Genomic DNA, 26,206 nt, shown 5'->3' with positions numbered 1-26,206 from the left:
AGTCCCGCTTTTAACTTGCGGCTTGTGGCTGGTAGCTTATAGCTCAACCTTTGGTTGAAAACCGATAGCCGGTGCCGCGCACGGTTTGTACCAGATTCTCGTACGCATCGCCCAAGGCTTTGCGCAGGCGGCGGATATGCACATCCACCGTGCGCTCTTCCACATAGACGTTGCCGCCCCACACCTGGTCGAGCAGTTGGCCACGGGTGTAGGCGCGCTCCTGGTGGGTCATGAAGAATTGCAGCAGGCGGTATTCGGTCGGCCCCATCTCCGCAGGCTTGCCGTCGATGGTCACGCGGTGGCTGATCGGGTCCAGGATCAGGCCGTCGACTTCGATAGGCGCTTCGCCATCGGTCGGGCCGGCGCGGCGCAGCACGGCTTTGAGGCGCGCCACCAGCTCCCTCGGGGAAAACGGCTTGGTGATGTAGTCATCGGCGCCGACTTCCAGGCCCTGGATCTTGTTGTCCTCTTCGCCCTTGGCGGTGAGCATGATGATCGGGATATCCCCGGTCAGCTCGTCACGCTTGAGACGGCGGGCCAACTCGATGCCCGAGGTGCCGGGCAGCATCCAGTCGAGCAGGATCAGGTCCGGCTTGCGGTCGACGATAATGGCGTGGGCCTGTTGGGAGTTTTCCGCCTCCAGGCAGTCATAGCCGGCCATTTCCAACGCAACGGCGATCATCTCGCGAATGGGCGCTTCGTCGTCAACAATCAGAATGCTCCTGCCAACCATGCTCAAAATCCTCTTGTCATTTAACTGTCTTGCGCCGCATTAGATAACGGAATTATTGCAGTCGTGTGACAGTAATTTAGTCGCTTGGGCAATTATCGGCACTCTGGACTACCCTTTGGGTCCGAATCCTGACAACCACAAAAGGAAGGTTCCGATGACTTACAGCACTGTTTCCTGGAAAGCCCTGCTGGTATCTGCGGTGTTGACGCTGCCAGGCTTGGCGTTTGCGGCAGAGCCGGCGATGACTAAAGACGGGATGTTGGTGGATCACAAGGGGATGACGCTCTACACCTTCGACAAGGACGCTGATGGCAAGTCCATGTGTAATGACAAGTGCGCTGCCAACTGGCCGCCGTTGAAGGCCGAGACCACCGACACGCCCATGGGTAAGTGGACGGTGATCACCCGTGACGACCAGACCAGTCAGTGGGCTTATGACGGCAAGCCGTTGTATAGCTTCGTGATGGACAAGAAGGCCGGGGAGAAGACCGGAGACGGCAAAATGGACGGGGCTTGGAAAGTCGCCAAGCCCTGAGCCCGAGGCGCTGCTGCAATCATCGCGGGCAAGCCCGCTCCCACATTTGGAATGCGCTCCATTTGTGGGAGCGGGCTTGCCCGCGATGGCGTCCCAACCGTCACTGCACAATCCTCAACGAACCGCATAATCCACCACAATCCCGACAAAAATCGCCAACCCCGCCCAGTGGTTATGCAAGAACGCCTTGAAGCACTTCATGCGGTCCCTGTCCCGGGTGTACCAGAACTCCCAGACAAAACAGCCCGCTGCCGCCAGCAACCCCAGGTGGAACCACCCACCCAGCTCGAACCGCGCGCCGGCCAGCAACAGGCACGCCAAAGCCAGGCCCTGCAGGGTGAGAATGATCACGCGGTCGGCATCGCCAAATAGAATCGCGGTGGATTTCACCCCGATCTTCAAGTCGTCATCGCGGTCGGTCATGGCGTAATAGGTGTCGTAGCCCACCGTCCACAACAGGTTGGCGATGTACAGCAGCCACGCGGTGGCAGGCAAATGGCCGGTCTCGGCGGTAAACGCCATCGGCATGCCCCAGGAAAACGCCGCGCCCAGCACCACTTGGGGGTAATAGGTGTAGCGCTTCATGAACGGGTAGCTTGCCGCCAGAGCCAGGCCACCCAGGGACAGCAGGATGGTGCTGGCGTTGGTCAGCAGCACCAGCAGGAAACTGATGCCCATCAGCACGGCAAAAAACACCAGCGCTTCCTTCGAACTGATCTTGCCGCTCACCAGCGGGCGTTGCTCGGTGCGTTTCACATGGCCATCGACCTTGCGGTCGGCCCAGTCATTGATCACGCAGCCGCCGGCCCGGGTGAGTACCACGCCCAGCACGAAAATCACGATATTGATCAGCGACGGCGAACCCTTGCCGGCGATCCACAGCGCCCACAGTGTTGGCCACAGCAGCAGGTAGATGCCGATGGGCTTGTCCATGCGCGTCAACTGAATGAAATCCCAGGCCCTGGGGTTCAGGCGGTTCAAGGACTTGAGCAGACGTTGGTACATCAGCAGTTCTCCGGATGATCATGCAGCGCGTGCCAGAAACTCGGCAGGAAGACTTCCGCCACCAGCACGCTCAGCGCCCCGCGGTCGAAGCGCGAGCGGCGTGCCCACAGATTATCGGCCTGGTCTGCTGTCGGCAGCCAGGCGCGAGGGTAGCGACACACCTCAATGGCCTGGCGAGTAAAGGCGCGGTCGCAGAACAGCAGCTCGCCCAGCGAACGGCTGCCCAACTCGTCCATGTGCAGCCCATCGCCCTGCAAGGCACTGCGGGCCGCCACGCTGCGGGCGAACACCCAAGGCTGGCCGTGCCCGCGCAAATACACCTCGCGTACCCAACCGATACTGGCCGGCGGCAGGTCCAGCGCGGCACATTCGTCGTCGCGCAACGGTTGCCAGCCTTCGAACAGCGGCGTCACGCTGAACCCCTCGTTGGACAGCCACGTCAGCCGTCGCGTCAGCGAGCCTTCGTCAAACAGCCAGTTGAGGGTCAAGGGCGTGGGCAAGGGGCTCAGAAGGCTCTGGGTCAGCCATTGGCAAGCATCGGGAAGGGCGATTGAGTGCGGCACGGTGAGTCAGTATTGGCAGCAAAAGAGGCGGCGAGCTTACCATGGCACCCTGATCTTTTGCCGGTCTGAACCGGCCGTTTGCGTCGAACGTGCTTGCATCTGCCGGCCCCGATCAGTACAAAACGCCCTGAGCCGCGCGGCAACGCTGGATCCATCGACCGTCGGCCAACACGCCTGAACCTGAGGAAGCATGTAATGAAGAAGTGGCAATGTATCGTCTGTGGCCTTATCTACAACGAAGCGGACGGCTGGCCGGATGACGGTATTGCACCAGGCACTCTGTGGCAGGACGTCCCGGAAGACTGGCTGTGCCCGGACTGCGGCGTGGGCAAAATGGATTTCGAAATGATCGAAATCGGCTAATCAACGAATTAAGAAACGTACTACAAGGAGAAAGGAATGAACGCACCTGTCGTGATCATCGGCACAGGATTGGCCGGTTACAACGTCGCCCGGGAGTTTCGCAAGCTCGACAGCGAGACCCCGTTGCTGCTGATCACTGCCGATGACGGACGCTCCTACTCCAAGCCCATGCTCTCCACCGGCTTTGGCAAGAACAAGGAGGCCGATGGCCTGAGCATGGCCGAACCTGGCGCCATGGCCGAGCAACTCAAGGCCCAGGTGCGCACCCATACCCGTATCAGCGGCATCGACCCAGGCCACAAGCGCCTGTGGATCGGCGAGGAAGCAGTGACCTACCGCGACCTGGTCCTGGCCTGGGGCGCAGAAACCGTTCGCGTACCGGTCGAAGGCGATGCGGCTGAGCTGATTTTCCCGATCAACGACCTGGAAGACTACGCGCGCTTTCGTGCCGCCGCTGCGGGTAAACGACGCGTGCTGCTGCTCGGCGCCGGCCTGATCGGTTGTGAGTTTGCCAATGATCTGATTCTGGGCGGCTATGAAATCGACCTGGTCGCGCCGTGTGAGCAAGTCATGCCGACCCTGCTGCACCCGGCGGCAGCCGCAGCGGTGCAAGCCGGGCTGGAAGGCATCGGCGCGCGCTTCCACCTGGGCCCCGTGCTCAATCGCCTGCAACGCACGGCTGATGGCCTTGAAGCGCACCTGTCGGACGGCGAAGTGATCCACTGTGACCTGGTGGTGTCTGCCATTGGCCTACGCCCGCGTGTAGACCTGGCCGCAGCGGCCGGCCTGCAAATCAACCGCGGGATCATGGTGGACCGCCATCTCAAGACCTCCCATGCCAATATCTATGCCCTGGGCGACTGCGCCGAGGTCGATGGCCTGAACCTGTTGTACGTGATGCCGCTGATGAGTTGCGCCCGCGCCCTGGCGCAAACCCTGGCTGGCAATGCCACGGCGGTGAGCTATGGGCCGATGCCCATCACCGTGAAAACCCCGGTGTGCCCGCTGGTGGTGTCCCCTGCGCCACGGGGCACCGAAGGCGTGTGGAGCGTCGAAGGGCAGGGCGCCGACATCAAGGCCCTGTGCCGCGACGCCAGCGGCCGCCTGCTGGGTTATGCACTGACCGGCAGCGCTGTCATGGAAAAACTGGCGCTGAACAAAGAACTTCCGCCGCTGCTGGCGTAAACACCGCCCGTTCTGTCGCAAACATCACGTTCATACCCCGAGAAAGGCCGCCGCGAGACTGGCGCGGCGCCCGAGGGCATGCCATCCTCACTCCCGTCTGCCGCAGAGTAGAGCCTGCGGCGCCTTGGCGCTGCTCCACCAGAGAGCAGCACGGACATAACAACAAAAAACCGTCAAAGAGGCTTCACATATGCGTAAACCAGATCTCGCAGCCGCCATCGCTGAAAAAGCCGATCTCACCAAAGAACAGGCCAACCGCGTCCTCAACGCCGTCCTCGAAGAAATCACCGGTGCCCTGCACCGCAAAGACAGCGTCACCCTGGTCGGCTTCGGCACTTTCCTGCAACGCCACCGTGGCGCCCGCACCGGCAAAAACCCGCAAACCGGTGAGCCAGTGAAAATCAAGGCGAGCAATACCGTAGCGTTCAAGCCGGGCAAGTCGCTCAAAGACAGCGTCAACCCGTAAGTTAAGCGGTGCCGTCTCGAAGGGAGGCGGGGCGGTAAAGAAGATGGGCACGCCGACGGGGTCGGGTGCCCATTTTTGTTGGGCGTTAGAGGCATTCCCGGTGCAATAACAGTAGTTGCCTCTTGCAGGGGTATAACTAAATCCAGTAGTGACTGTTTGACCACTGTTCTATGATTTTCGTTTTCTACTTCGCTGTGGAACTACATCTGTACGAGAACACACATATAGCGCGAGACAGCAGGGAGCGGCTCTAACTCAGTCTAGAGGTATGTGTATGAAAATTGATCAACCTTTTATTCCATCTCCCCTGTTACCCCAAGAGAAAAAAGTGGAGGCGAATGTTCCATCAGCTTCGAATAATGCGCACACAGCGGCAGATAGTTCAAACTACAGCCACGGGAATGTGGACACTCAATATCCTCAAGCAAGCCCTGAAGAACTCGTTAATCGGAGTAAGCGTGCTGCGGGAAGATTTGGCGCGCCAAGAATCAACGTCAAACCCAAGCCTCCAAAACCTAAGCCTCCCGCGCCCAGCAAGCCAAAACCGAGTACCCCCAAACCGGGTCCTTCAGCACCTAAACCTACTACGCCTAGGGGGCCGAGGCCAAAGCCACCGGGAGGGTCGAACGGTCCTGGGGCGGCGCGTAACACTGGAAATGACATTGCCGGCTTGCAACAGAACAACGCCTTTCCGCCGGTTTCGCCGTCGGCTGCGATTATCATACGTAATGCGCTTCTAACTTCAGGTACTAGTAATTTGGTAACCAGCGGTTTTACCGTGGGGCAGCATTTCGTGTCCAAAGCTCTGGAAGAAAGGGTTGCAGCACAGGCACAGATGCCTGGGGCAGAAGTAAAGAAACCAGATGGCACCACGGGAACTGTAGACCCTGCCGCGACAGATGAGCAAAAAATACAGGCGCGCCTTACGGGCGCAGAAATAAACACGGAGTCTCTGACCAACAGCATTCTTTTCATCAACGAAGGCCCAGACGCGAAGGCTGTAGTAGCTAGCCCCGACGCGCCAACGGATACACAGGGACGTTTGGCCAACCTTGAAAAGCGGATGGACGCGATAGAAAGCCAAATGCCAGAACTCGCTAAGCGCTACGGCCTTATCTACACGCCGTATGCGGCGCTTGAGTCATCGGAGCCGCCGACTGATAAGTCGCGTATGGAAAATGTTGAAAAGCGCTACGCATCGATGAATAAGATGATTAAAACATTGGTGACACTAAAGCAGAGCGAAACAGAAGCTGACTAAGCTTTATATGTGCAGGGTTAAGGTGGGCGAATTTATTTGATCGATTTGACTAAATAAGTTGTCCACTTTATTGCACTCCGTAATGAACAAGCTTTGGGGGGCGCCTATCAGATGGGTCTTGCAACCATGCGGGGCGCCCAAGGGCCTTGCTGATACCCGCTCCACTGTCCACGTCTTCCAATTCTTCCTCCATTTGTTCGGGAGTGAACGGTTGCTGGCCAATATACGTTCGCGCAGTTGGATCAACCAACGCAGCGGGTGTGAGTTCGGAAGTCGCCAGCGCGTGAAGCAGAACCTGGCTATGGCCACGTTGAAGCTTTTCCATCTCGCTTTGTTGATGGACAGTCAACTTTCGTACAGACGATCGTGTGTACGCTTCGTCAGTTCGCTCAACGGAGACGAACACCGTAAGCGCCATCCCGGAGGGTATGAATGGGACGTCCAAGAACGTTGAGGTCATCGTAATAACCGGCAGCATAAGCTGACCGGTTTGCGGATCTTTAGGCCACAGCTCAAGGTCTGTAAGCCACGCACCTCCGCCTATTTGCCCAAGGTTATGGTCTTGCTCTGAGAGGATAATTTGATTGATACCCATAGCCGGTGATCCTTTAGAAACAACCTTTTCGTTTGGCGAATGACGTGGCAGAGCGCGTCTCGCTATGGATTTCGATCAAGCGATGCTCGGCATCGTAGATGAAGGTTCCCGTTGACCTTGGGTGTTGTCCTGGCTATCAAGACAGATGCAGGTAAAACAGTTCCACTTCATTTGGGTCTTCAGAGGACCTCAGCACAGCTTTGTATTTGTCTTCAAGTTTCTGATTTAGACCTTCGTTATATAGCAAATAAAGAGCAGGATAATCAGTGTTGGTGCGAATCCAGTCTTCCGAATCTGCTTCGTCAAACCAACATTTGGCTAATCCAATACTGGTCAGCAACTGCTCTTTCCAGTCAGGTTTTTCATCCAGGCTGTCAAATGAATACAACCATATTGACAAACGCTCATTGAAGTTCTCAAGCGTTTCGCCGGGGTTTTTTAGTGGTCGCCAGTCCGTCAGTTCGGCGACAACATGGTTGGAAGTCCGGGTTTTAATAGTCTTCTCGATAATAGACTGGGACCAGTTTTCCGGATATTCAAACCGTTCGTCTCGGAGTGCTTTATTAAGGACGTTGTTCACGCACGTCATCAGCACTGGGTCCACTATCTGAAGCGTCAAGTGGAGAGAAAACCATCCCTTACTCTTGGATAGATTTATCGTGTAGCGACGAACTCGACCACGCTCGCCATTCGTTTCAAAAATTCTGCCTTTTTTTAGCGCGTACCCATGTTTCGCAAAGGGTTCTGCTAAGAATGAGGTCAGTAACTTCAATATATCTTTTACAGTCTCAGTCATTACGGCAACCTCCATAGTGGGACCCTGGCTTCGCTAACGGTTACGCCTTTTGTGCTCTTTCCAGAATTACCAAATATGCCTTTCCCATCGGCGATGATTTTGTCTTTTGCAAGCTGGGCTTTAGACCGTACAGCACCACCTGACTTGACCTCAATTGCGACGACTTTCCCTGTTTTGTTATTTTTTATCAAAATGTCTACGTAGCGGCCTCTCCCTGCACCTGGAGTTTTGACATAAACCTGCGTACCGAGCACGGTCACTTTGGGATTATTTAATAGCTTCTGATGCACCAGGTTTTCAGCGGCTTTACCGTTGACTTTATTCTGCCTCCTTTGTGCTGAGGAACAGGCCCAGCCCCAGGGGTCTATCCAACCCGTCGGGTTAGGAGCGTATTGGTAAAGATTGCTGCCTCCCGCTAACCCAATCGGATCCGGCGTCGTAAACCGCCCCACATCCGGATCATAAAACCGAAACGTGTTGTAGTGCAGCCCAATCTCCCGATCCAGATACTGCCCCTGGAACCGCAAATTCTGCTCTTCGATAAAGTACGCCTCACGCACTTCTTCGTCCGCATTCCCCCACACCTGATAGCGCGCCTGCCATACCGTTTTCCCATCAGCTTCGGTCAGTTGCTCAGGCAAACCATTCAGGTCGTTGTGGTAGTAGCGCACGCTTTGATGCTCGCCTGTGCCGTCCACGCGAGCCAGCGGTACATAGCCGTCTTATTCATAGAGATAGAGGCTGGTCTGGCTATGCCGATGCTCCTGCAGCAGGCGGCGCCCGGCAGTTGCGTGGGCTGGCCATTGGGACGGCGTATCCGTGAGCGCAGCCGGCCGCTGCCGTAGTACAGGCAGTTGAACCAACGGCCGCCGGGCAATTGTGTCTGATTAATTAGCTACAGAGCTCTGTTAGCAAAGCGAATATTTAGCAAGGGCTGGTGCAGTAACATAGCTCAGCAAGCTTGGGTGACGGTATAAAAGCTCTGTTTTCCTTCATCAAAAAACAGATAAGCCTGAGCGTTGTCGTGGCTAAGCTCGCTTATGTCGAGCTGGCCCAGGAAAACCATAGGCTTCCCATCCACCATTGGCCATGCGGGGCTTTGAAGCCATTTCGGTGGGACTTTCAAGTACCGAAAATCAATTTTTATTTTTTCCTTCAGCCAGGCCTGCAACTCTTTAGAACTGAGATTTTTTCGCTCTTCGACCAGCTTGGACAGATAGTCCGATGGTAGCGACAGCCATTTTGGCTGAACTTTTAGCGTTAGGTTGAATAGGTTTTCGTACTTTTTTTCCACCGTGTGGGTGATGTTTTTCTTGGAAAGAACAGTAGATAGAAGTGTCTGAACGTTGTAGATAGATTCTAAGTTCTGATAGTTCTGACTGATTGTGTAGGTGTAGAGATCAGGTTCCGTAACATAAGCAGGGAGGTTGTTCTCACTCCTGAGCAATGCTTCGACTGCCGGGTCTGCGTATATTTTTTCTTCAAATGCTTTAGGCGAAATTGCCCCTTCGACGAATTGCTTGATGATTTCTATAGCTGTCATTATTTGGTTCCTAAATGTCTAAATTCATCAAGCGCGGCGTGCTGTTCCCGAGTGACTTCGCGTAGGTTTCGAGGGTTGTTCACATCTACACCACCATTACGTTGAGGGTTGTGATGATGCAACTCCATCCAATTTCCGTTTGCGTCCAGCGGCGCAGAGCCGCGCTTCATACGGCTCATGTTGGCGGGGCTGAACTCACCTGAGGCTTTTGAAGCCTCATAGCGATTTTTCCAGTATCGATTTCTTACCACATCCCATGCGGGAGCTTTACCGCTGGGCAGGGGCTTGTCTATGGCTTGGCCTCTTTTCCAGCGTTTGAACTGGACACAACTCCAACCCCACGGGTCAATCCAACCAATGGGATTCGGCGCGTACTGGTAAAGATTGAATCCACCCATCAACCCAATCGGATCCGGCGTCGTAAACCGCCCCACATCCGGATCATAAAACCGAAACGTGTTGTAGTGCAGCCCAATCTCCCGATCCAGATACTGCCCCTGGAACCGCAAATTCTGCTCTTCGATAAAGTACGCTTCACGCACTTCTTCGTCTGCATTCCCCCACACCTGATAGCGCGCCTGCCACACCGTTTTCCCATCAGCTTCGGTCAGTTGCTCAGGCAATCCATTCAGGTCGTTGTGGTAGTAGCGCACGCTTTGATGCTCACCTGTGCCGTCCACTCGAGCCAGCGGTACATAGCCGTCTTCTTCATAGAGATAGAGGCTGGTCTGGCTATGCCGATGCTCCTGCAACAGACGGCGGCCGGCAGTTGCGTGGGGTGGCCATTGGGACGGCGTATCTGTGAGCGCAGGCGGCCGCTGCGGTCGTATTCGCTGCGCGTATTGATCTGGCCTTGGATACGCAGGACTTCACGGTGCAGGCGGTCGCGTTCGAAGTCGCAGATGACGCGGCCGTCGAGATTCATCTGGTGCAGGTGGCCGCTGCCGTAGTACGGGCGGTTGAGCCAACGGCCGTCGGGTCATATAGTCTGGTCTCTCTATCAAGTGTGGCCTGGTATCCAGAATAAACTTTTACCTCTGGATTTAATGATCTTCTCAATCAGCTCAGTAAATGATTTTGCGATCAGTGTGCTCTCATCGGCGGTCGGGTAACTGTCCCAGAACGAGTCGTAGCAGTAGCCAAATTGCGGACCGGGTTTCAGGTCAATTGAAATTATTTGGTCCTCACATTTAACGAGCGCGTACCAGTTAGCTGAGTCTGGGTCCTCCAAGTCTTCGTTCATAACGACAAAGTCGGAACGTTCAAGTTCTGGCGCCTGAATCGTGAAGCTGTACTGTGCCTTTGGATAGAAAACAGCGCTGCTGTAATGGTTATAAAAATCGGCCAAGTCATCGGGGATGGGATTACTCGGCAACCCAGTAGAAGGTGCTGTCGTGCAGTCAGAATTCTCTATCAAATCAACGATTTTAATCAGGCTCATCTTCCGCATCCCTTACGCAGGTAGTTTTTCATTGCTTTGTTGTACAAGCCGCGTGAAGCCTTCGGGAAACCTTTAGCTTCGGCGGCCTTAAACATTTTATTGGAAAGTCTGAGTATTTCGAATTTCGACACCTTTTTCCAATCGAAACCGTTAAAGCCCCGTTTCCCGGTTTTCTTCTGGACCCAGTCTTTAGCAACCTCCTTGGTCGCATTGTGTTGATCTACAGTCATCACAACCGTTGGCGTCTGGCCGTTTCGAGATACGTAGTCCTTGATGTTGTGCTTGGACCACGCGTCGAGTATCCCGTGATGTTTTTCGAAACCAGGCGCGCTTTTTCCGTAATTTATAACGTCCCCCGGTTTTGCCGGTGCCCAGCCCAGGGAATCAATCCACGTGATAGGATTCGGCGCGTACTGGTAAAGATTGACCCCACCCATCAACCCAATCGGATCCGGCGTCGTAAACCGCCCCACATCCGGATCATAAAACCGAAACGTGTTGTAGTGCAGCCCAATCTCTCGATCCAGATACTGCCCCTGGAACCGCAAATTCTGCTCTTCGATAAAGTACGCTTCACGCACTTCTTCGTCCGCGTTCCCCCACACCTGATAGCGCGCCTGCCACACCGTTTTCCCATCAGCTTCGGTCAGTTGCTCAGGCAAACCATTCAGGTCGTTGTGGTAGTAGCGCACGCTTTGATGCTCGCCCGTGCCGTCCACGCGAGCCAGCGGTACATAGCCGTCTTCTTCATAGAGATAGAGGCTGGTCTGGCTATGCCGATGCTCCTGCAGCAGGCGCAACCCCTCCCAATCAAAGCGGGTTTCACCCAACGGATAACCGTTGCTGTCATGTTCGGTTTTAGCGATGCGCCGGCCGAGGGGGTCATAGGTCATTTTCACGACCGTTTCGCGTCCATCCTTCTGGCTACGGACTTCGATCAGGCGATGCTCTGCGTCGTAGGCAAAGAGTTGTACGCCGCGTAGGGCACTGCGCTTTTCGATCATTCGGCCAAAACCGTCGTAACGATAGCGTTTGTCCTGATAGGTCAACAGCTTGTTATGCACCACCAGTCCCGCACTGGCTGACGGAGCGTCCAGCAGGTTGGCGGCGGCATCGTAGGCAAACGTTTCTCGCTGGCCCTGAGCGTTGTCCTGGCTGGCGATAACGCGCCCGGTCGCGTCGTAGTGGAGCAGTTGGCGCTGATCCCGACGGTTTTCGCGGTCACGCTCCAGGCGGCCGATCAGGTTATCGGCCGGGTCATAGTCAAAGTGTTTTTGCTGGGCGGCCGGCAGTTGCGTGGGCTGGCCGTTGGGACGGCGTATCCGTGAGCGCAGGCGGCCGCTGCGGTCGTATTCGCTGCGCGTAGTGATCTGGCCTTGGGTACGCAGGACTTCACGGTGCAGGCGGTCGCGTTCGAAGTCGCAGATGACGCGCCCGTCGAGGTTGACCTGGTGCAGATGGCCGCTGCCGTAGTACAGGCGGTTGAGCCAACGGCCGTCGGGCAACTGCGTCTGGATCAGGTTGCCGAGCTCATCGTAGTGGTAGTTCAGGCTGCCGGCGGCGCTTTGTTCGATGAGCAATTGGCCGTGCGCATCGTAGGCGAAGGCCAGTGCCTGGGTGGTTTCGTCAGTGCCGATGAAGGTGACAGCGGTGAGTTGGTCCAACGGGTCGTAGGCGTATTCGGTGCGACCGTCATCGGTTTGTTTCAACAGCAAGCGGCCCACTGCATCGCGTTCGAGTCGATGCACAATTGAAGGCTCGGGTGTCTGCCCCGTGGGCACGTACTCAACGGCGGCTACGTTATCCAGAAGGTCGTAGGCATAACGTCGGGCGCTGCCGTCGAGATCTTGTTGCTCTACCAGACGGTCGCACGGGTCCCAGGTAAAGCGGTAGCTCTCACCGTTTTCATTGGTCAGGGTTTGGAGGTGTCCGTAGGCGTCGTAGCGGAACTCAATCTGCCGGCCATGGGCATCTATTCGTTGGCGCACTTGCCCGCGGCGTCCGTACTGGTAGCGGGTGGTGTGACCTGCGGCATCGGTATAGCCGATCAACAGACCGCTGGTATCGCGCAGGTACTGCTCGATGCGGCCGTCCGGCATTTCGCTCTGTAGCAACCGGCCTTGGCTGTCGTGTTGATAGCGCTGGCGCTCACCCAAAGCGTCGATGACTACCTGCAAATGACCCTGGCGGTCGTACTCGAACGCTGTGGGGTACCCCGAACAGTCGATATGCTGGATTAACTGTCCGGTTTCATTCCAGCGCAGGGTTTTGCTTTTGCCCGTGGCATCGATGATCTCCACCACCTGTCCAAACGTATCGTAGCGATACCGTGTGACATGCCCCAACGGGTCGATTTCACTGACGCAATTGCCTCGCTGGTCGTACTGATATTGCCACGCGTGGCCTGCTGCATCGGTCTCCACCAGCGGCAGCGACCAATGCTCCAGCCACAACGTCGATTCGATACGCCCCAACGGATCCCGGGTGCTGCACAGGTTGCCGGACTCGTCGTAGCCGAACTGCCATTCGCCGCCTTGTGGATCGGTGGCGCTGAGCAGCTGACGCTCGTCATTCCATTCAAACTGCCAGGTTTTTCCCAGGTTGTCGGTGTACTCGGTTATCTGGTACTGCGGGTTCCAGCGGCGTGTGCTGACCCGTTGCAAGCCATCAGTAATGCGCGTCACGCCACCCGGCAAATCATAGTCGAACCGGTACTCGTCACCTTCGTCAGTCCAGTGCCGCACCACGCGCCATTCGCTGCCGTCCACACAGTCCCATTGGTAGTAACAACGCAGCCCGGTGGGCAGCTGATGCTCGACCATGCGCTGGCCGCTGTCGTAGGTGAAGCGGCGTTGCACATTTGCGTCGGGATTGCGAACTTCGGCCAGGTCGCCACGAGCATCGTAGCCGTAACTGACAAGGGTTTCTTGGCTGTGATCGGGGTATAGCCGTTTGACTTGCTCTACTCGCGCAGGCCATTGCTGGCTGTAAACAAGTTCGACACGCACATGGTCGAACGTATCTCGTAAGTGGCTCAGCCGACCCTGAATGTCATAGTCAAGGAAGATGCGGTTGTCGTTGCGATCCCCCAATTGGCTAAGACGCAGGTGTGAGGCGTTGCCTGGCGTTGGTTCGAATAGCCGATAGAGCCCATCAACGCTTTCAATCAGTAGTTGGCCATTGGTGTTGCGCCGTACGCTCAAGCCTTCTCCTGCGCTGAATACGGCACCGCCCAGCGGGATCACGCCCATGTCGATCCGTCGCGCTTGCTCATCGGTATAGACCAGCCGTTCCCCACCTTCGGGGTGTACGCCGATCTCGACGCAGACCTCGTAGATCACGCTCCAGCTGGCACCGAACAGACCGTCGCGACGCTCGTCCCGGCTGCTGTAGTAGCGCTGCCACTCGATAGGGAGCAGGCCGGGCAGGGCGAAGTCCAGATCGTCTTCCCCATCAAGAATTTTCGCGCCCGTGGAGCTGTGTACCGGGTTAGGCGAGCCTGCTACCGCGGAGGTAATGGCATTGGTCACTTGGCTGGTGCCCCACGACACCAGTCCACCAACGACCATGCACGGCAGCTTGCTGAAAAACTTGGAGCCACCACCGCGCAGCATCAACAGCGCGGTCACCGCCAGCCCGACACCGGGTGTCTTGCCGCTGCGGATCTCGCGCACCACCACGGGGCTTCCGCCAATACGCACGTTGCTGGAGATCATCCCCGACTCGACAATCGATGCGTCGCAGGTACTTCGGTCACCGCTGCGGGCGGCCGGCTGACCATTAATTGTGACCTTGCTGGAGCCTTCGGCAATAAACTGCGGTGGCATGGGTGGATGCTTGGTGCAGATGACGATGTCCAGCGGTTTGGGGACTGCGCCCGGCGCAGGAACCGCCACGGTGGGGCGCCACATCTGCGAGAAAAATCCCTTGGCCATGTCCAGGTAGCTGGCTTCCTCGGGATTGCCACCTTCGGCAGGTTGCGGGCTGACCGGGCCGATTGCGCCTGCGGCACGCGCAGCGGGTATGCCGTTGGTGAAGGTGTTATGTGAGCCGGTGGCAATGGTCGCCATCACCACCGGCGGGAATAACGCATTGCCTATCCAGTCACAAACTTTTGTCAGTCCCTTGTCTGCCCCCGTCTTGCTCATGCCAATGCCGACGATGATGCCCACCACGGCGCCCAGTACAAAGCAGCCTAGCCCGCCGGTTACAACCGTAATACCGGTGGCGGCCACAATCGCAGCCGTGGCGACGGCCGTAATAGCGATGTTGGCCGCAATTTCCAGCACGCCGCCCAGGATGTCGGCCATCGCCGAGGTGTGCAGCAGGCCGTCGCCGAGGCGTGCCGCCCAGAGAGCGTCAGACATGGATTAGAGGCTTCAAGGTTTGGGATTCAGCTGCAGGGTGCTTTTGATGGTTGCCCAATGGGCGCTTTCAGCATCGCCCAGGGGTTGGGCTTTGACATAACTCAGGGCAAGCATCTGCCGAGTGCCGGGTATCACAAGTGCTAACTGGTATTGATGGATGCGCTCGGTGCCTTTGCTGAACTGGTTATGCACTTCGATGGCGTCTATATCCTGCGCCGCGCCTACACGAAGAGCCTTGGCCGGTTGGTAGCGCAAGTCCTGTACCTGCTTTTCCAGCTTCGCCAGTTGCTCTTCGAAGTTGCTCTGCAGCGTCTCGCCATCACCCAGCAGGCTGCGGCTAACGATCAGCGACGTACCCAGCGCGGCGAACTTCAGGATATTGATGGAAGCATCCTGAACTTCATCGCTGGGCAGGGTGAATTGAAATTCATTGAGTCGATAGGTCATTGAAACGGAGTCTCGTTATTGGCCGGAAGACGGCTTGGGAAACATGGCGTTGACGGCGGCGTCAATGTCGCCCTTGACCCCCTGGCCCATGGGAGTGGTGCCGCCTTTGCCGCCAATGTTCAAATGCAGATTGCCTCCGGTGTTGATCTCGGAGCTGCCTTCGGAGTACACATTGATCTGAACGCCGGTGAGATTGATCTGCCCGCTGGCATTGAGCTCCAGCACGCTTTTGCCACAGACCAGGCGCAGGTTTTCGCCCACTTCAATCAGGTAACTTTTACTGATGGCGTCTGTCTTGCTGAACCCCACCATGAGCATGTCGTCGTGCTTGACTGCACGCATCCGGTCGTTGCCGATCGTCACTACCTCGTCATGACCGATGCTCTTATTCCGGTCATGCCCCACCGAGTGGCTCTCATCCACCTCCACCACGATGTCCTGGTTACGCTCGGCATGGATATACAACTGCTCCAGCCCCTTCTTGTCTTCCATGCGGATTTCATTGAAGTTGGCCGGCGTGCCGCCTTTGCTGGAGCGGCTTTTCATGCCGCTCTGGGTGGCGTTCTCTGGCAAGTCGTAGGGCACCGTCTGCTCAGCGTTGTAGACGCGCCCAGTGATGATCGGTCGGTCGGGGTCGCCTTCAAGAAAACTAACAATCACCTCCTGGCCGATCCGTGGAATCTGCATCGAGCCCCAGTTCTTGCCGGCCCAGGATTGCGACACACGAATCCAGCACGAGCTGTTTTCGTTGGATTGGTCGTGGCGGTCCCAATAGAAGTGCACCTTCACGCGGCCATACTGGTCGGTCCAGATTTCCTCGCCCTTGGGGCCTACCACCAGCGCGGTCTGCGGGCCTTTGACGATGGGGCGGTGGGTGTTGGCCAGTGGGCGGAAACTCTGTTGGGCGTCGATGCAGGTCAGGCTGCTTTCAAACTGCGCCGAGCCTGAACCGCCGCCGCTTTCCAGGCTTTCCTGCACGATGAAGTAGCGGCAACCGACGATCAGGTATTCGCGGTTCTGGTCCTGGCGGCTGAAGCCGGTGAGGCTGAACAGATGGCCCGAGCCCAGGCCGCGCGCGTTGCCGCTGAACTCGATCTGTTCATGCAGGGTTTGCAGGGCTTCGATGCGGGTGCGCGCATAGTGTTCGCCGTCGGCGCTTTGCACGTAGGTGCCGGGGTAGTCGTACAGCGGGTAGTCGCCTGCCGTGTGCGGGCGCGGCATGGCCGAGCGCACATCGATGCTTGCGCTGGGGCGCTGGAAGTCGTAGTCGTTCAGCTCCAGCGAGCCCGGCTGCACCTCCTGCGCCAGGTGCCAGTTATGCATATGGTCGCGTTCGCGCTGTTGCTCGTCCTTGGGGTAGTAGGGGATCGACGCATAGCCGGGCACGCTGGTGTGAGCGCCATAGGCGTCGGCCAGCACCAGCACATGGCGGTCCTGTTCATGGCGGAAGAAATAATAGATGCCTTCCTGTTCCATCAGGCGGCTAACGAAATCGAAGCTGGTCTCGCGGTACTGCACGCAGTATTCCCACTCGCGATACGGCCGGCTGAGGGCGTCTTCGAAGTCGGAAAAGCCCAGGTCGCGGAACACCTGCTTGATGATCTGCGGAATGCTCAGGTTCTGGAAGATGCGGCAGTCGGAGGTGCGGCTGAGCAACCACAGCCACGGGCGCAGGGTGGCCTGGTAACTGGCGAACTGGCCCTGGTCGATGTTCTGGCTGCAACGAGCGACGATGCCATGAAAGTACCGTTCGCCACCGTCGGCCAATTGCAGGCCCACGCTCATCGGTTTGCCCAGCAACTGGTTGAGGTCGATGTTGGCGTCCAGGGACGTCAGTTGCAGCTCATAGTTGAACAGCCGGCCCAGCTCTTCACCGCCGCCCATTTCATTGAGCAGCAGCACATCCGGCCCGAGGGGGCTGGTGATCTTGGCCAGGCGTGAGGCTTGGTTGAATAGCATCGGTAGTCCCGTAAATACCGTCATTACTGACGAAACCGGATCAACTGTGGGAGCTGGCTTGCCTGCGATAGCGGTGGATCAGTCAACATCAATGCTGAATGTCAGACCGCTATCGCAGGCAAGCCAGCTCCCACACTGACCGTATTCCAACAATAGTTATTCGGTGTCGCTGAAGTCGTAGTGCAATTCATTATCCCGACTGCTGATCCGCACTCCCGCCAACGCCTTGCCTTCCAACATGCGCGTGAGGAACTCGCGGCTCATGTCCGGCAGCAGGCTGTTGGTGAGGATGGTGTCGATCATGCGCCCGCCGCTTTCAGTCTCGGTGCAGCGCGAGACGATCAGGTCGACCACGGCGTCGTCATACTCGAACGCGACTTTATGGGTGTTCTCCACACGCTTCTTGATGCGGTTCAATTGCAGACGCGTAATTGCCTTGAGCATCTCGTCGCTCAGCGGGTAGTACGGGATGGTCACCAGGCGGCCGAGCAAGGCCGGTGGGAAAATCTCCAGCAGTGGCTGACGCAGGGCCTTGGCGATTTCCTCGGGCTCGGGGATGTTCGCCGGGTCTTTGCAGACGTGGGAGATCAGCTCGGTGCCGGCATTGGTGGTCAGCAGGATCAGGGTGTTCTTGAAGTCGATCACCCGGCCTTCGCCGTCTTCCATCACGCCCTTGTCGAACACCTGGAAGAAAATCTCATGCACGTCCGGGTGGGCTTTCTCCACCTCATCGAGCAGCACCACGCTGTAGGGTTTGCGCCGTACCGCTTCGGTCAACACGCCGCCTTCGCCGTAGCCGATATAGCCTGGAGGCGCGCCCTTGAGCGTGGACACGGTGTGGGCTTCCTGGAACTCGCTCATGTTGATGGTGATGACGTTCTGCTCGCCGCCATACATGGCTTCGGCCAGGGCCAGGGCGGTTTCGGTCTTGCCCACACCTGAGGTGCCGGCCAGCATGAACACGCCAATCGGCTTGCTCGGGTTGTCTAGGCCGGCGCGGGAGGTCTGGATGCGCTTGGCGATCATCTGCAGGGCATGGTCCTGGCCGATGATGCGTTTCTTCAAGTGCTGGTCGAGATTGAGCACGGTTTCCAGCTCATTGCGCGCCATGCGGCCCACCGGGATGCCGGTCCAGTCGGCGACCACCGAGGCCACGGCCTGGTAATCCACGGTCGGCAGGATCAACGGGGTTTCGCCTTGCAGGGCGGTGAGGCGCTGTTGCAGGTCGACCAATTGCGCACGCAACGCATCGTTGCCGCTGTCCACCACACCGGCTTTTTCCCGCAAGGTGGCACGGGTGGCGAGCAGTTCATCTACCAAGGCTTTCTCTTCAGCCCAACGGCTTTCCAAGGGCGCCAGGCGCTCGCGCTCGGCGCTCAACAAGGCTTCGCTGTTGCTCTGACGCGTACCCGTGGCGATGCCGATCGCATGCTCACGGGCGATGATTTGCAGCTCGGTTTCCAGGGCCTCGATACGGCGACGGCTGTCGTCCACTTCTGCGGGCACCGCGTGCAGGCTGATAGCGACGCGGGCACAGGCGGTGTCCAGCAGGCTCACGGATTTGTCCGGCAACTGGCGCGCCGGAATGTAGCGGTGGGAGAGCTTCACCGAGGCTTCCAGGGCTTCATCGAGGATCTGCACCTGGTGATGTTTTTCCATGGTGGACGCCACGCCGCGCATCATCAGCAATGCCTTGTCTTCCGACGGTTCGGCAACCTGTACCACCTGGAAGCGGCGGGTCAGGGCCGGGTCTTTTTCGATGTGCTTTTTGTACTCGGCCCAAGTGGTGGCGGCCACGGTACGCAAGGTGCCACGGGCAAGGGCAGGCTTGAGCAGGTTGGCCGCGTCACCAGTGCCGGCAGCGCCACCGGCACCCACCAGGGTATGGGCTTCGTCGATAAACAGGATGATCGGCTTGGGCGAAGCCTGCACGTCTTCGATGACCTGGCGCAGGCGCTGTTCGAACTCGCCTTTCATGCTGGCGCCGGCTTGCAACAGGCCCACGTCGAGGCTGCGCAGCTCCACGTCTTTCAAGGCGGGTGGCACGTCACCGGCGACGATACGCAGGGCGAAACCTTCGACCACGGCGGTCTTGCCCACCCCGGCCTCACCAGTGAGGATCGGGTTGTTCTGGCGCCGACGCATGAGGATATCCACCAGTTGGCGAATCTCCTCGTCACGGCCCACGATTGGGTCGAGCTTGCCGCTGCGGGCCTGTTCGGTCAGGTCCACAGTGAAGCGCTTGAGCGCTTCCTGCTTGCCCATCGCGCTGGGCGCCATGGCACCGCTGGCCTCGCCAGGGACGCCGGCATTGAAGCCATCGCTGGCGCTCAAGGCATTTTCCGGCGAGTCACCGACGTATTCATCAAAGCGCTCGCTCAAGGCTTCGGCCTTGATCTTGTCGAACTCGCCGGACAAACCCAGCAGCGCATGGCGCAGGCTCGGCGTCTTCAAGATGCCCAGCACCAGATAACCGGTGCGCACCTGGCTTTCGCCAAACATCAGGCTGCCATACACCCAGCCGCGTTCTACGGCCTCTTCCACATGGGAGGACAGGTCGGTGATCGACGTGGAACCACGCGGCAGGCGGTCCAGGGCTTCGGTGAGGTCGCGGGCCAGGCGCGCCGGCTCCACGTTGAACTGACGGATGATGCGGTGCAGGTCCGAGTCCTGCAGTTGCAGCAACTGGTGAAACCAGTGGGCCAGTTCCACATACGGATTGCCCCGCAACTTGCAGAACACGGTGGCGGCTTCGATGGCCTTGTAGGCCACGCTGTTGAGTTTGCCGAACAGTGCGGCGCGACTGATTTCACCCATGCTCTGGATTCCTTGAGGTGGTGGCGTGGTCGGCGTAATGCCGGGCCAGGATTAGGTCGTTGGCGTCATGCGCAGGTTGGCCGAGCCAGGTGTTGAAGCCCAGGCGGAACTGGCCGTTGAGTTGCAGCGCCGGGACTTCGGGTTGTTGCAAAACCAGGTTCAAGTCCCAGTCCAATTCATGGCCCAGGTACTCGGCCACCCACGCCACCAGCTCGTTGAACGGCTGTTGGCCGGGCAGCATGCCCATGTAGTCATCCAGCGTGAGCGGGCCCAGGCGGATGCGGAATTTGTGCTGGCGGTCCCACACGTGGCTGCCCAGGCAGAAGTCCACGCCCAGCTGGTTGGCGCTGACCCCCACGCGGCTGCGTTCGGGCAGTTCCAGCCATTGGCCGACGTATTCTTCGATCTCTACCGGCAGGCCGAAGTACTCGCCGAGGATCGCTTTCAAGCCATCCGGGTAGCGGGTTTGCGCCGACAGATGGCCGCTGTAATGCAGCTTCGCGGTATCGGGAATCAGCCCTTGATTGAGCAGGCTCGGCATCCCGCGGCCACTCAGGGCGGCGAGGCGGGCGGACCAGTAGTCATCGTCCGGGCGGTCATGGCTGACCGTTGGCCGCGCCTCGGCCCAGGCCCGATAGAACAGGGTGAGCAGGCGATGGTGGAACACATCCAGGAACTGCTTGCTGGTGCTGTCGGCGTTGTTGCGTTGGCGCTCGCGCACGTACTCGGTGATGTGCAGCGGCAGCGGGCCATTGGGGCCGCCGAGGCCGAAGAAGAACTGCTCCAACCGCGCCGGCTTGTCGTCGCCACCGGGGTCGACCGAGGCAAGGGTGGCGGGTGCGAAGGTGCAATCGGCCTGCTGCCCCAGGCGCAGCGGATCATCGGCCAGGCGCAGGGAGTGGCCCAGGCGTGGCAGCTCGGGCGTTTCGCACTCGATGCGCCGCAATGCCTGGAAGAAGTCATATTCCCAGGGCTCCTGGTGCATCGCGTCCAGGGTTCTCACAGGGTCGGACGCCGTCCGGGCTTGGCTTTCCATCGCATGATCTCGCCGCGTTCGGTGGTACGGATCACCGTCTCGGTAAAACTGTTGATCGACACGTAGCGTGCCAGGAAGCGCTCCAGCACTGCACCGAGCAGGAACACGCCGGTGCCGCGAAACGCGTTTTCATCGAACTCCAAGGTGATTTCCAGGCCGCGGCCAAACACAATCGGGCCGGGCATCGGTAGGCGTCGGGTCACCGCCTTGCTGCTGACTTCGCGCAGGCCTTCGATCTGCAATTGCAGGGCGGCGTCATTGCTGTCGCCGTACAGGCGCAGCAGTTCACGCAAGGCGCCGGCGCCCTGGCCCTGTTCGCTCAAGGACAGGTAGTTGAGCGACAACTGGCTGATCAGGCGCCAGGCCTTGGCGTCATGCGCATGGCTGGCACGCGGACGGCTTGGCCCCGCCACACACCGCACGGCCAGTACCGGCGCACTGTCGGCTAGGGTGAAGTCGGTCTTGCCGTTGCCCACGCTCATGAACAGCGGCAGATCGCGGTTGGTGCACAGCGCCGTCACGCCCAGTTGGCGCAGGTCATGGCGATACGGCGCCTGGCGGCTGTCCACCAGGCTGACGAAGGTTTCACTGCCCACATAAGTGGAGCGTGGGCCATTGCGGCGTTGGTCGCTGGACAGCACTCGCGGCTCGCGGCGCACGCTGTAATACGCCTGGTCGCGGCCATAGCGCGACGGATCGCGCACCGCATAGAACGGCAAGAACGGTTGCTCCGGCCCGGTGCCGTGGCCGGTGATGCCGCTCAAGGAGTGAATCTCGAAATCCATCGGCCGCGTACGGTCGGCGATCACGTGGTGTTCATTGACTCGGTCGGACAAGTGGATGCGGTCCACGCGCTTGGGGAACAGGTTGATGGCGGGTGTGCAGAACGGCAAGAACTGCGCGGCGCCGACGCTGCCTTCCAGGCTTGGCTCGTGGCGGTCAAACAGCACGATCAGTTCCAGCTCCTGGCCGTCACAGCGTTTGACCGCACGGCTCAGTTCGGCGAACTCAACGAACAGGAAGCGATGGGGCAGGGCGAAGTATTCCTGCAACAGGCGATAGCCCTGGAATGCCCGCGCCACCACCGGCATGGCCGCATCGGCATCGTCGAACCCCCGCGAGCGCAACGCGCCCTGGGGCAGGCGCTCGACCCAATCGCCACCGGGCTGGCGCGCAAACACCGCACAGGCGTTGCCCAGCAGTTGTTCGTAGAGGCGAAACGGTTGTTCATCGGCGCCGCTCAGGTACAGCGGCAAGGTGTCCAGGTCGAGGCTGTTGAACGGCAGTTCGGCGCCAGTGCGCAGGGTCAGGCGCAGGCCGGCCTTGGCTTTCGGTTCGCTGGCGGCCAGGCGCCCGAGCACGGCGGCGGGGTTGCCGAAATATTCGGCGTTGCTGACCTGCAACGGCCACAGCGTCACCGGGTGCGCGGTGCGGTACTCGCAGCAGGTCTGGGTTTCACGGCCCAGGGCGGCCCGCAGCACCGTGTCACGGGGCAACGGGAAACCGCCGGCCAGGGAGCCTTCATCGGGGTCGGTCTGCAATTGCACCACGGTCATCGACGGCGTCGGTGCCAGGTAGTGCGGGTAGGCGATTTCCAGCAAGTTGTGGGTGAAGGTCGGGTACTCGGCGTCGAGCTTGAGCTGCACGCGGGCCGTGAGATAGGCGAAGCCTTCAAGCAAACGTTCGACGTACGGGTCGGCGCAGTCCATGCCGGACAGGGTCAGCCGACTGGCGATCTTGGGGTATTCCTTGGCGAACTCGGCGGCGCTTTCGCGCACGTGGTGCAGTTCCTGGTTGTACAGCTCCAGCAGGCGCGGGTTCATGGGCGCCTCCGCTGGTCGGCATTGAGCACGCGCACATGGCCGGACTCCAGGTCCACGTCGGTCTGCAACAGCAAGCGCAACGGCACCGGCTGTGCCCACAGGTCGCCTTCAATCTCGAAACTCAGGGCGTTGTGATTCATCTCGCCATGGCCCATACGCGCCTTGACCCGCAGCGTATGGCGCAAAATACGCGGCTCGAAGGTGGCGATGGCCTGGTAAATCAAGGCTTCCAGGGCTTTGATATCAACGCTCGAAGCGCTGTTGCCCGCCAGTGCCGGCAGGCCGTAATTGACCACCGACGTGCCGGCCGGGGTGTGCAGCGTGGCATCGGTATCGAGTAACGAGGTGGTGTTGAGCAACCACGCCAGGTCACGCAGCACCGAGGCCTTCAATTGGGTCAGGGACAGCACGCGTTTGTCGGCGCTTTCCTTGGGGTTGGTCGGGTCTTCGTCGGTCAACCGGTCCAGCAGGGACGGTTGCAGACGGTCGCGGGAAGCGATTTCAGTTACCACCAAAGCAGCTCCACGGACGGGTTGCGAGAGGGACACAATGGCCGTGGCACCAGGCCACGGCCACAAGGGCTATCAGCGTTTGGTGTTGGAACGGATATTCCAGCCGAACTTGATCGCGCCGCCGTCTTTGGTGCCGTCGGCTTTCTGCGGCTGGTAGTCGACCATCACTTGGGCGAAGTTCAGGGTGACGTTTTCGGTCAGGCGGTCATCGCTGCCCGAACCGCCGGTGCTCAAGGAAGTGACCAGCACTTCTTCCAGGTTGATCACCATGTACTCGACCTGGCTCTCGCCACCGGCCTTGCGCACGGTCAGCTTGACCTTGTCGATGTGCTTGCCGCTGGCGCAGTGCATCATCAGGTTAGGCGAAGCCTTGTCGACGTACTTGGTCAGCGACAGGTCCTGGATATTCACCTTGCCCGCGCCGCCGCCACCGCCGACGTGCATGTTGCCGGACTGGGACATGCCCCAGCTCCAGTTCAACACATCGATTTCGTCCTTGTGGGCCTTGTCCATGGACTCGCCCTTGATGTCGCCGATCTTGATGAAAATATCAACAGCCATGTTTTCTCCCTGTGTGGCTCAGGCCACGAATGTGTTATGCCCAGAGGGCAGTGCTTTTCTGTGGGAGCTGGCTTGCCTGCGATGGCATCAACGCGGTCTGACTGGCAGACCGCATCGCCTGCATCGCGGGCAAGCCCGGCTCCCACAGAAGAGCTAGCTCAACCGTTACTTAGGCGCTTTTTGCCGAAGGCAGCTTCGATACCAAACGCAACGAAACCGTCAGCCCTTCAAGCTGATAGTGCGGGCGCAGGTAGAACTTGGAGTTGTAATACCCCGGGTTGCCTTCGACTTCTTCCACGATCACCTCGGCCGCCGCCAACGGGTGCTGGGCCTTGGTGGTTTCGGTGGAGTGTGCCGGGTCGCCGTCGACGTAGTTGAGGATCCAGTCCTGCAACCAGCGCTGCATTTCGTCCTTCTCTTTGAAGGAGCCGACCTTGTCGCGCACGATGCACTTCAAGTAATGGGCGAAACGGCACGTGGCGAACAGGTACGGCAGGCGCGCGGCCAGGTTGGCGTTGGCGGTGGCGTCCGGGTCGTCGTATTCGGCAGGCTTTTGCAGCGACTGGGCGCCGATGAACGCGGCGAAGTCGGTGTTTTTCTTGTGCAGCAGCGGCATGAAACCGTTCTTCGCCAGTTCCGCTTCACGGCGGTCGCTGATGGCGATTTCGGTCGGGCACTTCATGTCCACGCCACCGTCATCGGTCGGGAACGTGTGGGCCGGCAGGTTTTCCACTTCACCGCCAGACTCGATACCGCGGATGCGCGAGCACCAGCCGTAGTGCTTGAACGAACGGTTGATGTTCACCGCCATGGCGTAGGCGGCGTTGGCCCAGGTGTACTTGGAGCTGTCGGCGCCGTCGGTGTTTTCTTCGAAAGCGAAGGCTTCCACCGGGTCGGTCTTGGCGCCGTACGGCAGGCGTGCCAGGAAGCGCGGCATGGTCAGGCCGATGTAGCGCGAGTCTTCCGATTCACGCAGCGAGCGCCAGCCGGCGTATTCCGGGGTGGTGAAGATCTTGGTCAGGTCGCGTGGGTTCGACAGTTCCTGCCACGAGCCCATGCCCATCACAGTCGGCGAGGCCGCCGCGATGAACGGCGAGTGCATGGCGGCGCAGACTTTCGACAGCTCGCCCAGCAGTTCCACGTCGGGCGGCGACTGGTCGAAGTAATAGTCGCCCACTAGGCAGCCGTACGGTTCGCCACCGAACTGGCCGTATTCTTCTTCGTACATCTTCTTGAAGATCGGGCTCTGGTCCCACGCGGTGCCCTTGAATTTCTTCAGGGTCTTGTGCAGGTCTGGCTTGGAGATGTTGAGCACGCGAATCTTCAGTTGCTCATCGCTCTCGGTGTTATTGACCAGGTAATGCAGGCCACGCCAGGCGCTTTCCAGTTGTTGGAAGTCTTGGTGGTGGATGATCTGGTTGACCTGGGCGGTGAGCTTGGCGTCGATGGCGGCGATGATCGACTCGATCGACTTGATCGCGTCGTTGGACACCAGGTCGGTTTGCGCCAGGGCCTGTTCAGCCAGGGTGCGCACCGCGGTTTCAACGGCTTCGCGGGCACGCTCGGTCTTGGGTTTGAATTCTTGCAGCAGCAGGTTCGCAAACTCGCTGGCTTCTTCGGTGGTACCCAGGATCTGGCTGCCTTCGCGGGCGGTATTGTCCGTCATGATTACTGCTCCCCTGCAGGCTTGGGCGCGCTGGCAAGTGCCTGAAGCAATGCCGGGTCCTTGATCGCCTTCATGATGATTTCTTCAGCGCCGGTCTTGCCGTCCATGTAGGTCAGCAGGTTGGCCAATTGGGTGCGGGCTTCGAGCAGCTGGTTCAGGGAGTCGACCTTGCGGGCCACGGCGGCCGGGCTGAAGTCGTCCATGCTTTCGAAGGTGATGTCCAGGCTCAGGTTGCCTTCGCCTGTCAGCTCATTGGGTACGTGGAACGCCACGCGTGGCTGCATGGCCTTGAGGCGTGAGTCGAAGTTGTCGACGTCCACCTCAAGGAACTTGCGGTCGGCCACGGGTGCCAGCGGCTCGGCAGGCTTGCCGGCGAGGTCGGCCATCACGCCCATTACGAAGGGCAGCTGGACCTTTTTCTCGGCGCCGTAAAGCTCGACGTCGTACTCGATCTGCACTCGAGGCGCACGGTTGCGCGCGATGAATTTCTGAGAACTTTGCTTCGCCACGTTGCTGCTCCTGGTCGCTTGAG

At 59.0% G+C, this 26,206-nt stretch carries 22 protein-coding genes and 2 pseudogenes; 5 read left to right on the top strand and 19 right to left on the bottom strand.

Translation table 11 applies throughout. The annotated features are described in order from the left end of the window. Positions 1–43 precede the first annotated feature (43 nt). Positions 44–733, bottom strand: coding sequence for a phosphate regulon transcriptional regulator PhoB (gene phoB, locus DK871_RS00570; protein ID WP_003195617.1), 690 nt, complete (start codon positions 731–733; stop codon positions 44–46). A 154-nt stretch (positions 734–887) separates the two neighbouring features. Here phoB and DK871_RS00565 point away from each other — a divergent pair, with 154 nt between their 5' ends. After that, complete coding sequence (locus DK871_RS00565; protein ID WP_161903643.1) at positions 888–1,268, top strand: hypothetical protein; 381 nt, start codon at positions 888–890, stop codon at positions 1,266–1,268. 114 nt (positions 1,269–1,382) lie between these two features. Here DK871_RS00565 and ubiA read toward each other — a convergent pair whose 3' ends face one another. Both ubiA and DK871_RS00555 read right to left on the bottom strand, forming a co-directional pair. Beyond that, a complete protein-coding gene (gene ubiA, locus DK871_RS00560) occupies positions 1,383–2,273 on the bottom strand; it encodes a 4-hydroxybenzoate octaprenyltransferase (protein ID WP_014720511.1) in 891 nt (296 codons plus the stop codon). Then, positions 2,273–2,836 (bottom strand): chorismate lyase, encoded by a 564-nt coding sequence (locus tag DK871_RS00555; protein WP_161903642.1) that lies wholly within the window; start codon positions 2,834–2,836, stop codon positions 2,273–2,275. The genes ubiA and DK871_RS00555 overlap by 1 nt, the downstream gene beginning before the upstream one ends. Before the next feature lie 195 nt (positions 2,837–3,031). Between DK871_RS00555 and DK871_RS00550 the strand changes: the two genes are divergently transcribed. The 4 genes from DK871_RS00550 to DK871_RS28860 all read left to right on the top strand — a co-directional run bounded on the left by DK871_RS00550 (position 3,032) and on the right by DK871_RS28860 (position 6,111). Beyond that, the gene (locus DK871_RS00550; RefSeq protein WP_002555879.1) at positions 3,032–3,199 is read left to right on the top strand and encodes a rubredoxin; all 168 of its coding nucleotides are present in this window, start codon (positions 3,032–3,034) and stop codon (positions 3,197–3,199) included. Between the two features lie 36 nt (positions 3,200–3,235). Next, a complete protein-coding gene (locus DK871_RS00545) occupies positions 3,236–4,384 on the top strand; it encodes an NAD(P)/FAD-dependent oxidoreductase (protein ID WP_003195591.1) in 1,149 nt (382 codons plus the stop codon). A 190-nt stretch (positions 4,385–4,574) separates the two neighbouring features. After that, entirely contained in the window at positions 4,575–4,850 is a 276-nt protein-coding gene (locus tag DK871_RS00540) for an HU family DNA-binding protein (protein WP_003195589.1), read from the top strand. A gap of 274 nt (positions 4,851–5,124) precedes the next feature. After that, entirely contained in the window at positions 5,125–6,111 is a 987-nt protein-coding gene (locus tag DK871_RS28860; protein WP_256677352.1) for a type III secretion effector protein, read from the top strand. Positions 6,112–6,178: 67 nt separating this feature from the next. Here the strand turns inward: DK871_RS28860 and DK871_RS00530 are convergent, their stop codons facing one another. From DK871_RS00530 to tssB, 16 genes and pseudogenes are all read right to left on the bottom strand, one after another. Further along, positions 6,179–6,706 (bottom strand): hypothetical protein, encoded by a 528-nt coding sequence (locus tag DK871_RS00530; RefSeq protein ID WP_178116016.1) that lies wholly within the window; start codon positions 6,704–6,706, stop codon positions 6,179–6,181. 136 nt (positions 6,707–6,842) lie between these two features. Continuing rightward, positions 6,843–7,502 carry a hypothetical protein gene (locus DK871_RS00525; protein WP_161903641.1) on the bottom strand — a complete coding sequence of 220 codons (660 nt, stop codon included), beginning with the start codon at positions 7,500–7,502 and terminating at the stop codon, positions 6,843–6,845. Continuing rightward, a pseudogene (locus tag DK871_RS00520) lies at positions 7,502–8,284 on the bottom strand (RHS repeat-associated core domain-containing protein); the annotation flags it as partial. The pseudogene DK871_RS00520 and the gene DK871_RS00525, both read right to left, overlap by 1 nt. A 170-nt stretch (positions 8,285–8,454) precedes the next feature. Continuing rightward, positions 8,455–9,045 (bottom strand): hypothetical protein, encoded by a 591-nt coding sequence (locus tag DK871_RS00515; protein ID WP_060766385.1) that lies wholly within the window; start codon positions 9,043–9,045, stop codon positions 8,455–8,457. Then, a pseudogene (locus DK871_RS00510) lies at positions 9,045–10,024 on the bottom strand (RHS repeat-associated core domain-containing protein); the annotation flags it as partial. The gene DK871_RS00515 and the pseudogene DK871_RS00510, both read right to left, overlap by 1 nt. Before the next feature lie 21 nt (positions 10,025–10,045). After that, positions 10,046–10,486: a hypothetical protein gene (locus DK871_RS00505; RefSeq protein WP_161903640.1), complete on the bottom strand. Its 441-nt coding sequence runs from the start codon at positions 10,484–10,486 to the stop codon at positions 10,046–10,048. After that, entirely contained in the window at positions 10,483–14,853 is a 4,371-nt protein-coding gene (locus tag DK871_RS00500) for an RHS repeat-associated core domain-containing protein (RefSeq protein WP_161903639.1), read from the bottom strand. The genes DK871_RS00505 and DK871_RS00500 overlap by 4 nt, the downstream gene beginning before the upstream one ends. 12 nt (positions 14,854–14,865) lie before the next feature. Further along, entirely contained in the window at positions 14,866–15,300 is a 435-nt protein-coding gene (locus DK871_RS00495) for a DcrB-related protein (protein WP_161903638.1), read from the bottom strand. 15 nt (positions 15,301–15,315) lie between these two features. Next, positions 15,316–17,259: a type VI secretion system Vgr family protein gene (locus tag DK871_RS00490; RefSeq protein ID WP_161903637.1), complete on the bottom strand. Its 1,944-nt coding sequence runs from the start codon at positions 17,257–17,259 to the stop codon at positions 15,316–15,318. 156 nt (positions 17,260–17,415) lie between these two features. Beyond that, positions 17,416–20,076 carry a type VI secretion system ATPase TssH gene (tssH, locus tag DK871_RS00485; protein WP_161903636.1) on the bottom strand — a complete coding sequence of 887 codons (2,661 nt, stop codon included), beginning with the start codon at positions 20,074–20,076 and terminating at the stop codon, positions 17,416–17,418. After that, positions 20,069–21,112 (bottom strand): type VI secretion system baseplate subunit TssG, encoded by a 1,044-nt coding sequence (tssG, locus tag DK871_RS00480; protein WP_161903635.1) that lies wholly within the window; start codon positions 21,110–21,112, stop codon positions 20,069–20,071. Before tssG ends, tssH begins: the two co-directional genes overlap by 8 nt. Next, positions 21,076–22,935, bottom strand: coding sequence for a type VI secretion system baseplate subunit TssF (gene tssF, locus DK871_RS00475; protein ID WP_003195564.1), 1,860 nt, complete (start codon positions 22,933–22,935; stop codon positions 21,076–21,078). The genes tssG and tssF overlap by 37 nt, the downstream gene beginning before the upstream one ends. Next, positions 22,932–23,447, bottom strand: coding sequence for a type VI secretion system baseplate subunit TssE (gene tssE / locus DK871_RS00470; RefSeq protein WP_034129256.1), 516 nt, complete (start codon positions 23,445–23,447; stop codon positions 22,932–22,934). Before tssE ends, tssF begins: the two co-directional genes overlap by 4 nt. A 72-nt stretch (positions 23,448–23,519) precedes the next feature. After that, on the bottom strand, positions 23,520–24,008 hold the full coding sequence (locus DK871_RS00465; RefSeq protein ID WP_003195562.1) for a type VI secretion system tube protein Hcp: 489 nt from the start codon (positions 24,006–24,008) through the stop codon (positions 23,520–23,522). 169 nt (positions 24,009–24,177) lie between these two features. Then, positions 24,178–25,674: a type VI secretion system contractile sheath large subunit gene (gene tssC / locus DK871_RS00460; protein WP_003195559.1), complete on the bottom strand. Its 1,497-nt coding sequence runs from the start codon at positions 25,672–25,674 to the stop codon at positions 24,178–24,180. 2 nt (positions 25,675–25,676) lie between these two features. Then, positions 25,677–26,183, bottom strand: coding sequence for a type VI secretion system contractile sheath small subunit (gene tssB / locus DK871_RS00455; RefSeq protein ID WP_003195557.1), 507 nt, complete (start codon positions 26,181–26,183; stop codon positions 25,677–25,679). Positions 26,184–26,206: the final 23 nt, after the last annotated feature.

Origin of the sequence: Pseudomonas sp. L13 (assembly GCF_009935965.1) — a bacterium.
GTDB lineage: Bacteria > Pseudomonadota > Gammaproteobacteria > Pseudomonadales > Pseudomonadaceae > Aquipseudomonas > Aquipseudomonas lactis.
Note: the sequence above shows the minus strand (reverse complement) of the source record. Positions and strands in the feature narration are given on the sequence as shown.

Bases quoted from the DNA above. Each gene is read 5' to 3' on its own strand.
- DK871_RS00495 (WP_161903638.1), bottom strand. From the start codon at position 15,300: ATGACCTATCGACTCAATGAATTTCAATTCACCCTGCCCAGCGATGAA.
- DK871_RS28860 (WP_256677352.1), top strand. From the start codon at position 5,125: ATGAAAATTGATCAACCTTTTATTCCATCTCCCCTGTTACCCCAAGAG.
- DK871_RS00540 (WP_003195589.1), top strand. From the start codon at position 4,575: ATGCGTAAACCAGATCTCGCAGCCGCCATCGCTGAAAAAGCCGATCTC.
- phoB (WP_003195617.1), bottom strand. From the start codon at position 733: ATGGTTGGCAGGAGCATTCTGATTGTTGACGACGAAGCGCCCATTCGC.
- tssF (WP_003195564.1), bottom strand. From the start codon at position 22,935: ATGAACCCGCGCCTGCTGGAGCTGTACAACCAGGAACTGCACCACGTG.
- DK871_RS00500 (WP_161903639.1), bottom strand. From the start codon at position 14,853: ATGTCTGACGCTCTCTGGGCGGCACGCCTCGGCGACGGCCTGCTGCAC.
- DK871_RS00565 (WP_161903643.1), top strand. From the start codon at position 888: ATGACTTACAGCACTGTTTCCTGGAAAGCCCTGCTGGTATCTGCGGTG.
- DK871_RS00465 (WP_003195562.1), bottom strand. From the start codon at position 24,008: ATGGCTGTTGATATTTTCATCAAGATCGGCGACATCAAGGGCGAGTCC.
- DK871_RS00490 (WP_161903637.1), bottom strand. From the start codon at position 17,259: ATGCTATTCAACCAAGCCTCACGCCTGGCCAAGATCACCAGCCCCCTC.
- DK871_RS00505 (WP_161903640.1), bottom strand. From the start codon at position 10,486: ATGAGCCTGATTAAAATCGTTGATTTGATAGAGAATTCTGACTGCACG.
- DK871_RS00550 (WP_002555879.1), top strand. From the start codon at position 3,032: ATGAAGAAGTGGCAATGTATCGTCTGTGGCCTTATCTACAACGAAGCG.
- DK871_RS00530 (WP_178116016.1), bottom strand. From the start codon at position 6,706: ATGGGTATCAATCAAATTATCCTCTCAGAGCAAGACCATAACCTTGGG.
- DK871_RS00545 (WP_003195591.1), top strand. From the start codon at position 3,236: ATGAACGCACCTGTCGTGATCATCGGCACAGGATTGGCCGGTTACAAC.
- tssG (WP_161903635.1), bottom strand. From the start codon at position 21,112: ATGGAAAGCCAAGCCCGGACGGCGTCCGACCCTGTGAGAACCCTGGAC.
- tssH (WP_161903636.1), bottom strand. From the start codon at position 20,076: ATGGGTGAAATCAGTCGCGCCGCACTGTTCGGCAAACTCAACAGCGTG.
- ubiA (WP_014720511.1), bottom strand. From the start codon at position 2,273: ATGTACCAACGTCTGCTCAAGTCCTTGAACCGCCTGAACCCCAGGGCC.
- tssC (WP_003195559.1), bottom strand. From the start codon at position 25,674: ATGACGGACAATACCGCCCGCGAAGGCAGCCAGATCCTGGGTACCACC.
- DK871_RS00525 (WP_161903641.1), bottom strand. From the start codon at position 7,502: ATGACTGAGACTGTAAAAGATATATTGAAGTTACTGACCTCATTCTTA.
- DK871_RS00515 (WP_060766385.1), bottom strand. From the start codon at position 9,045: ATGACAGCTATAGAAATCATCAAGCAATTCGTCGAAGGGGCAATTTCG.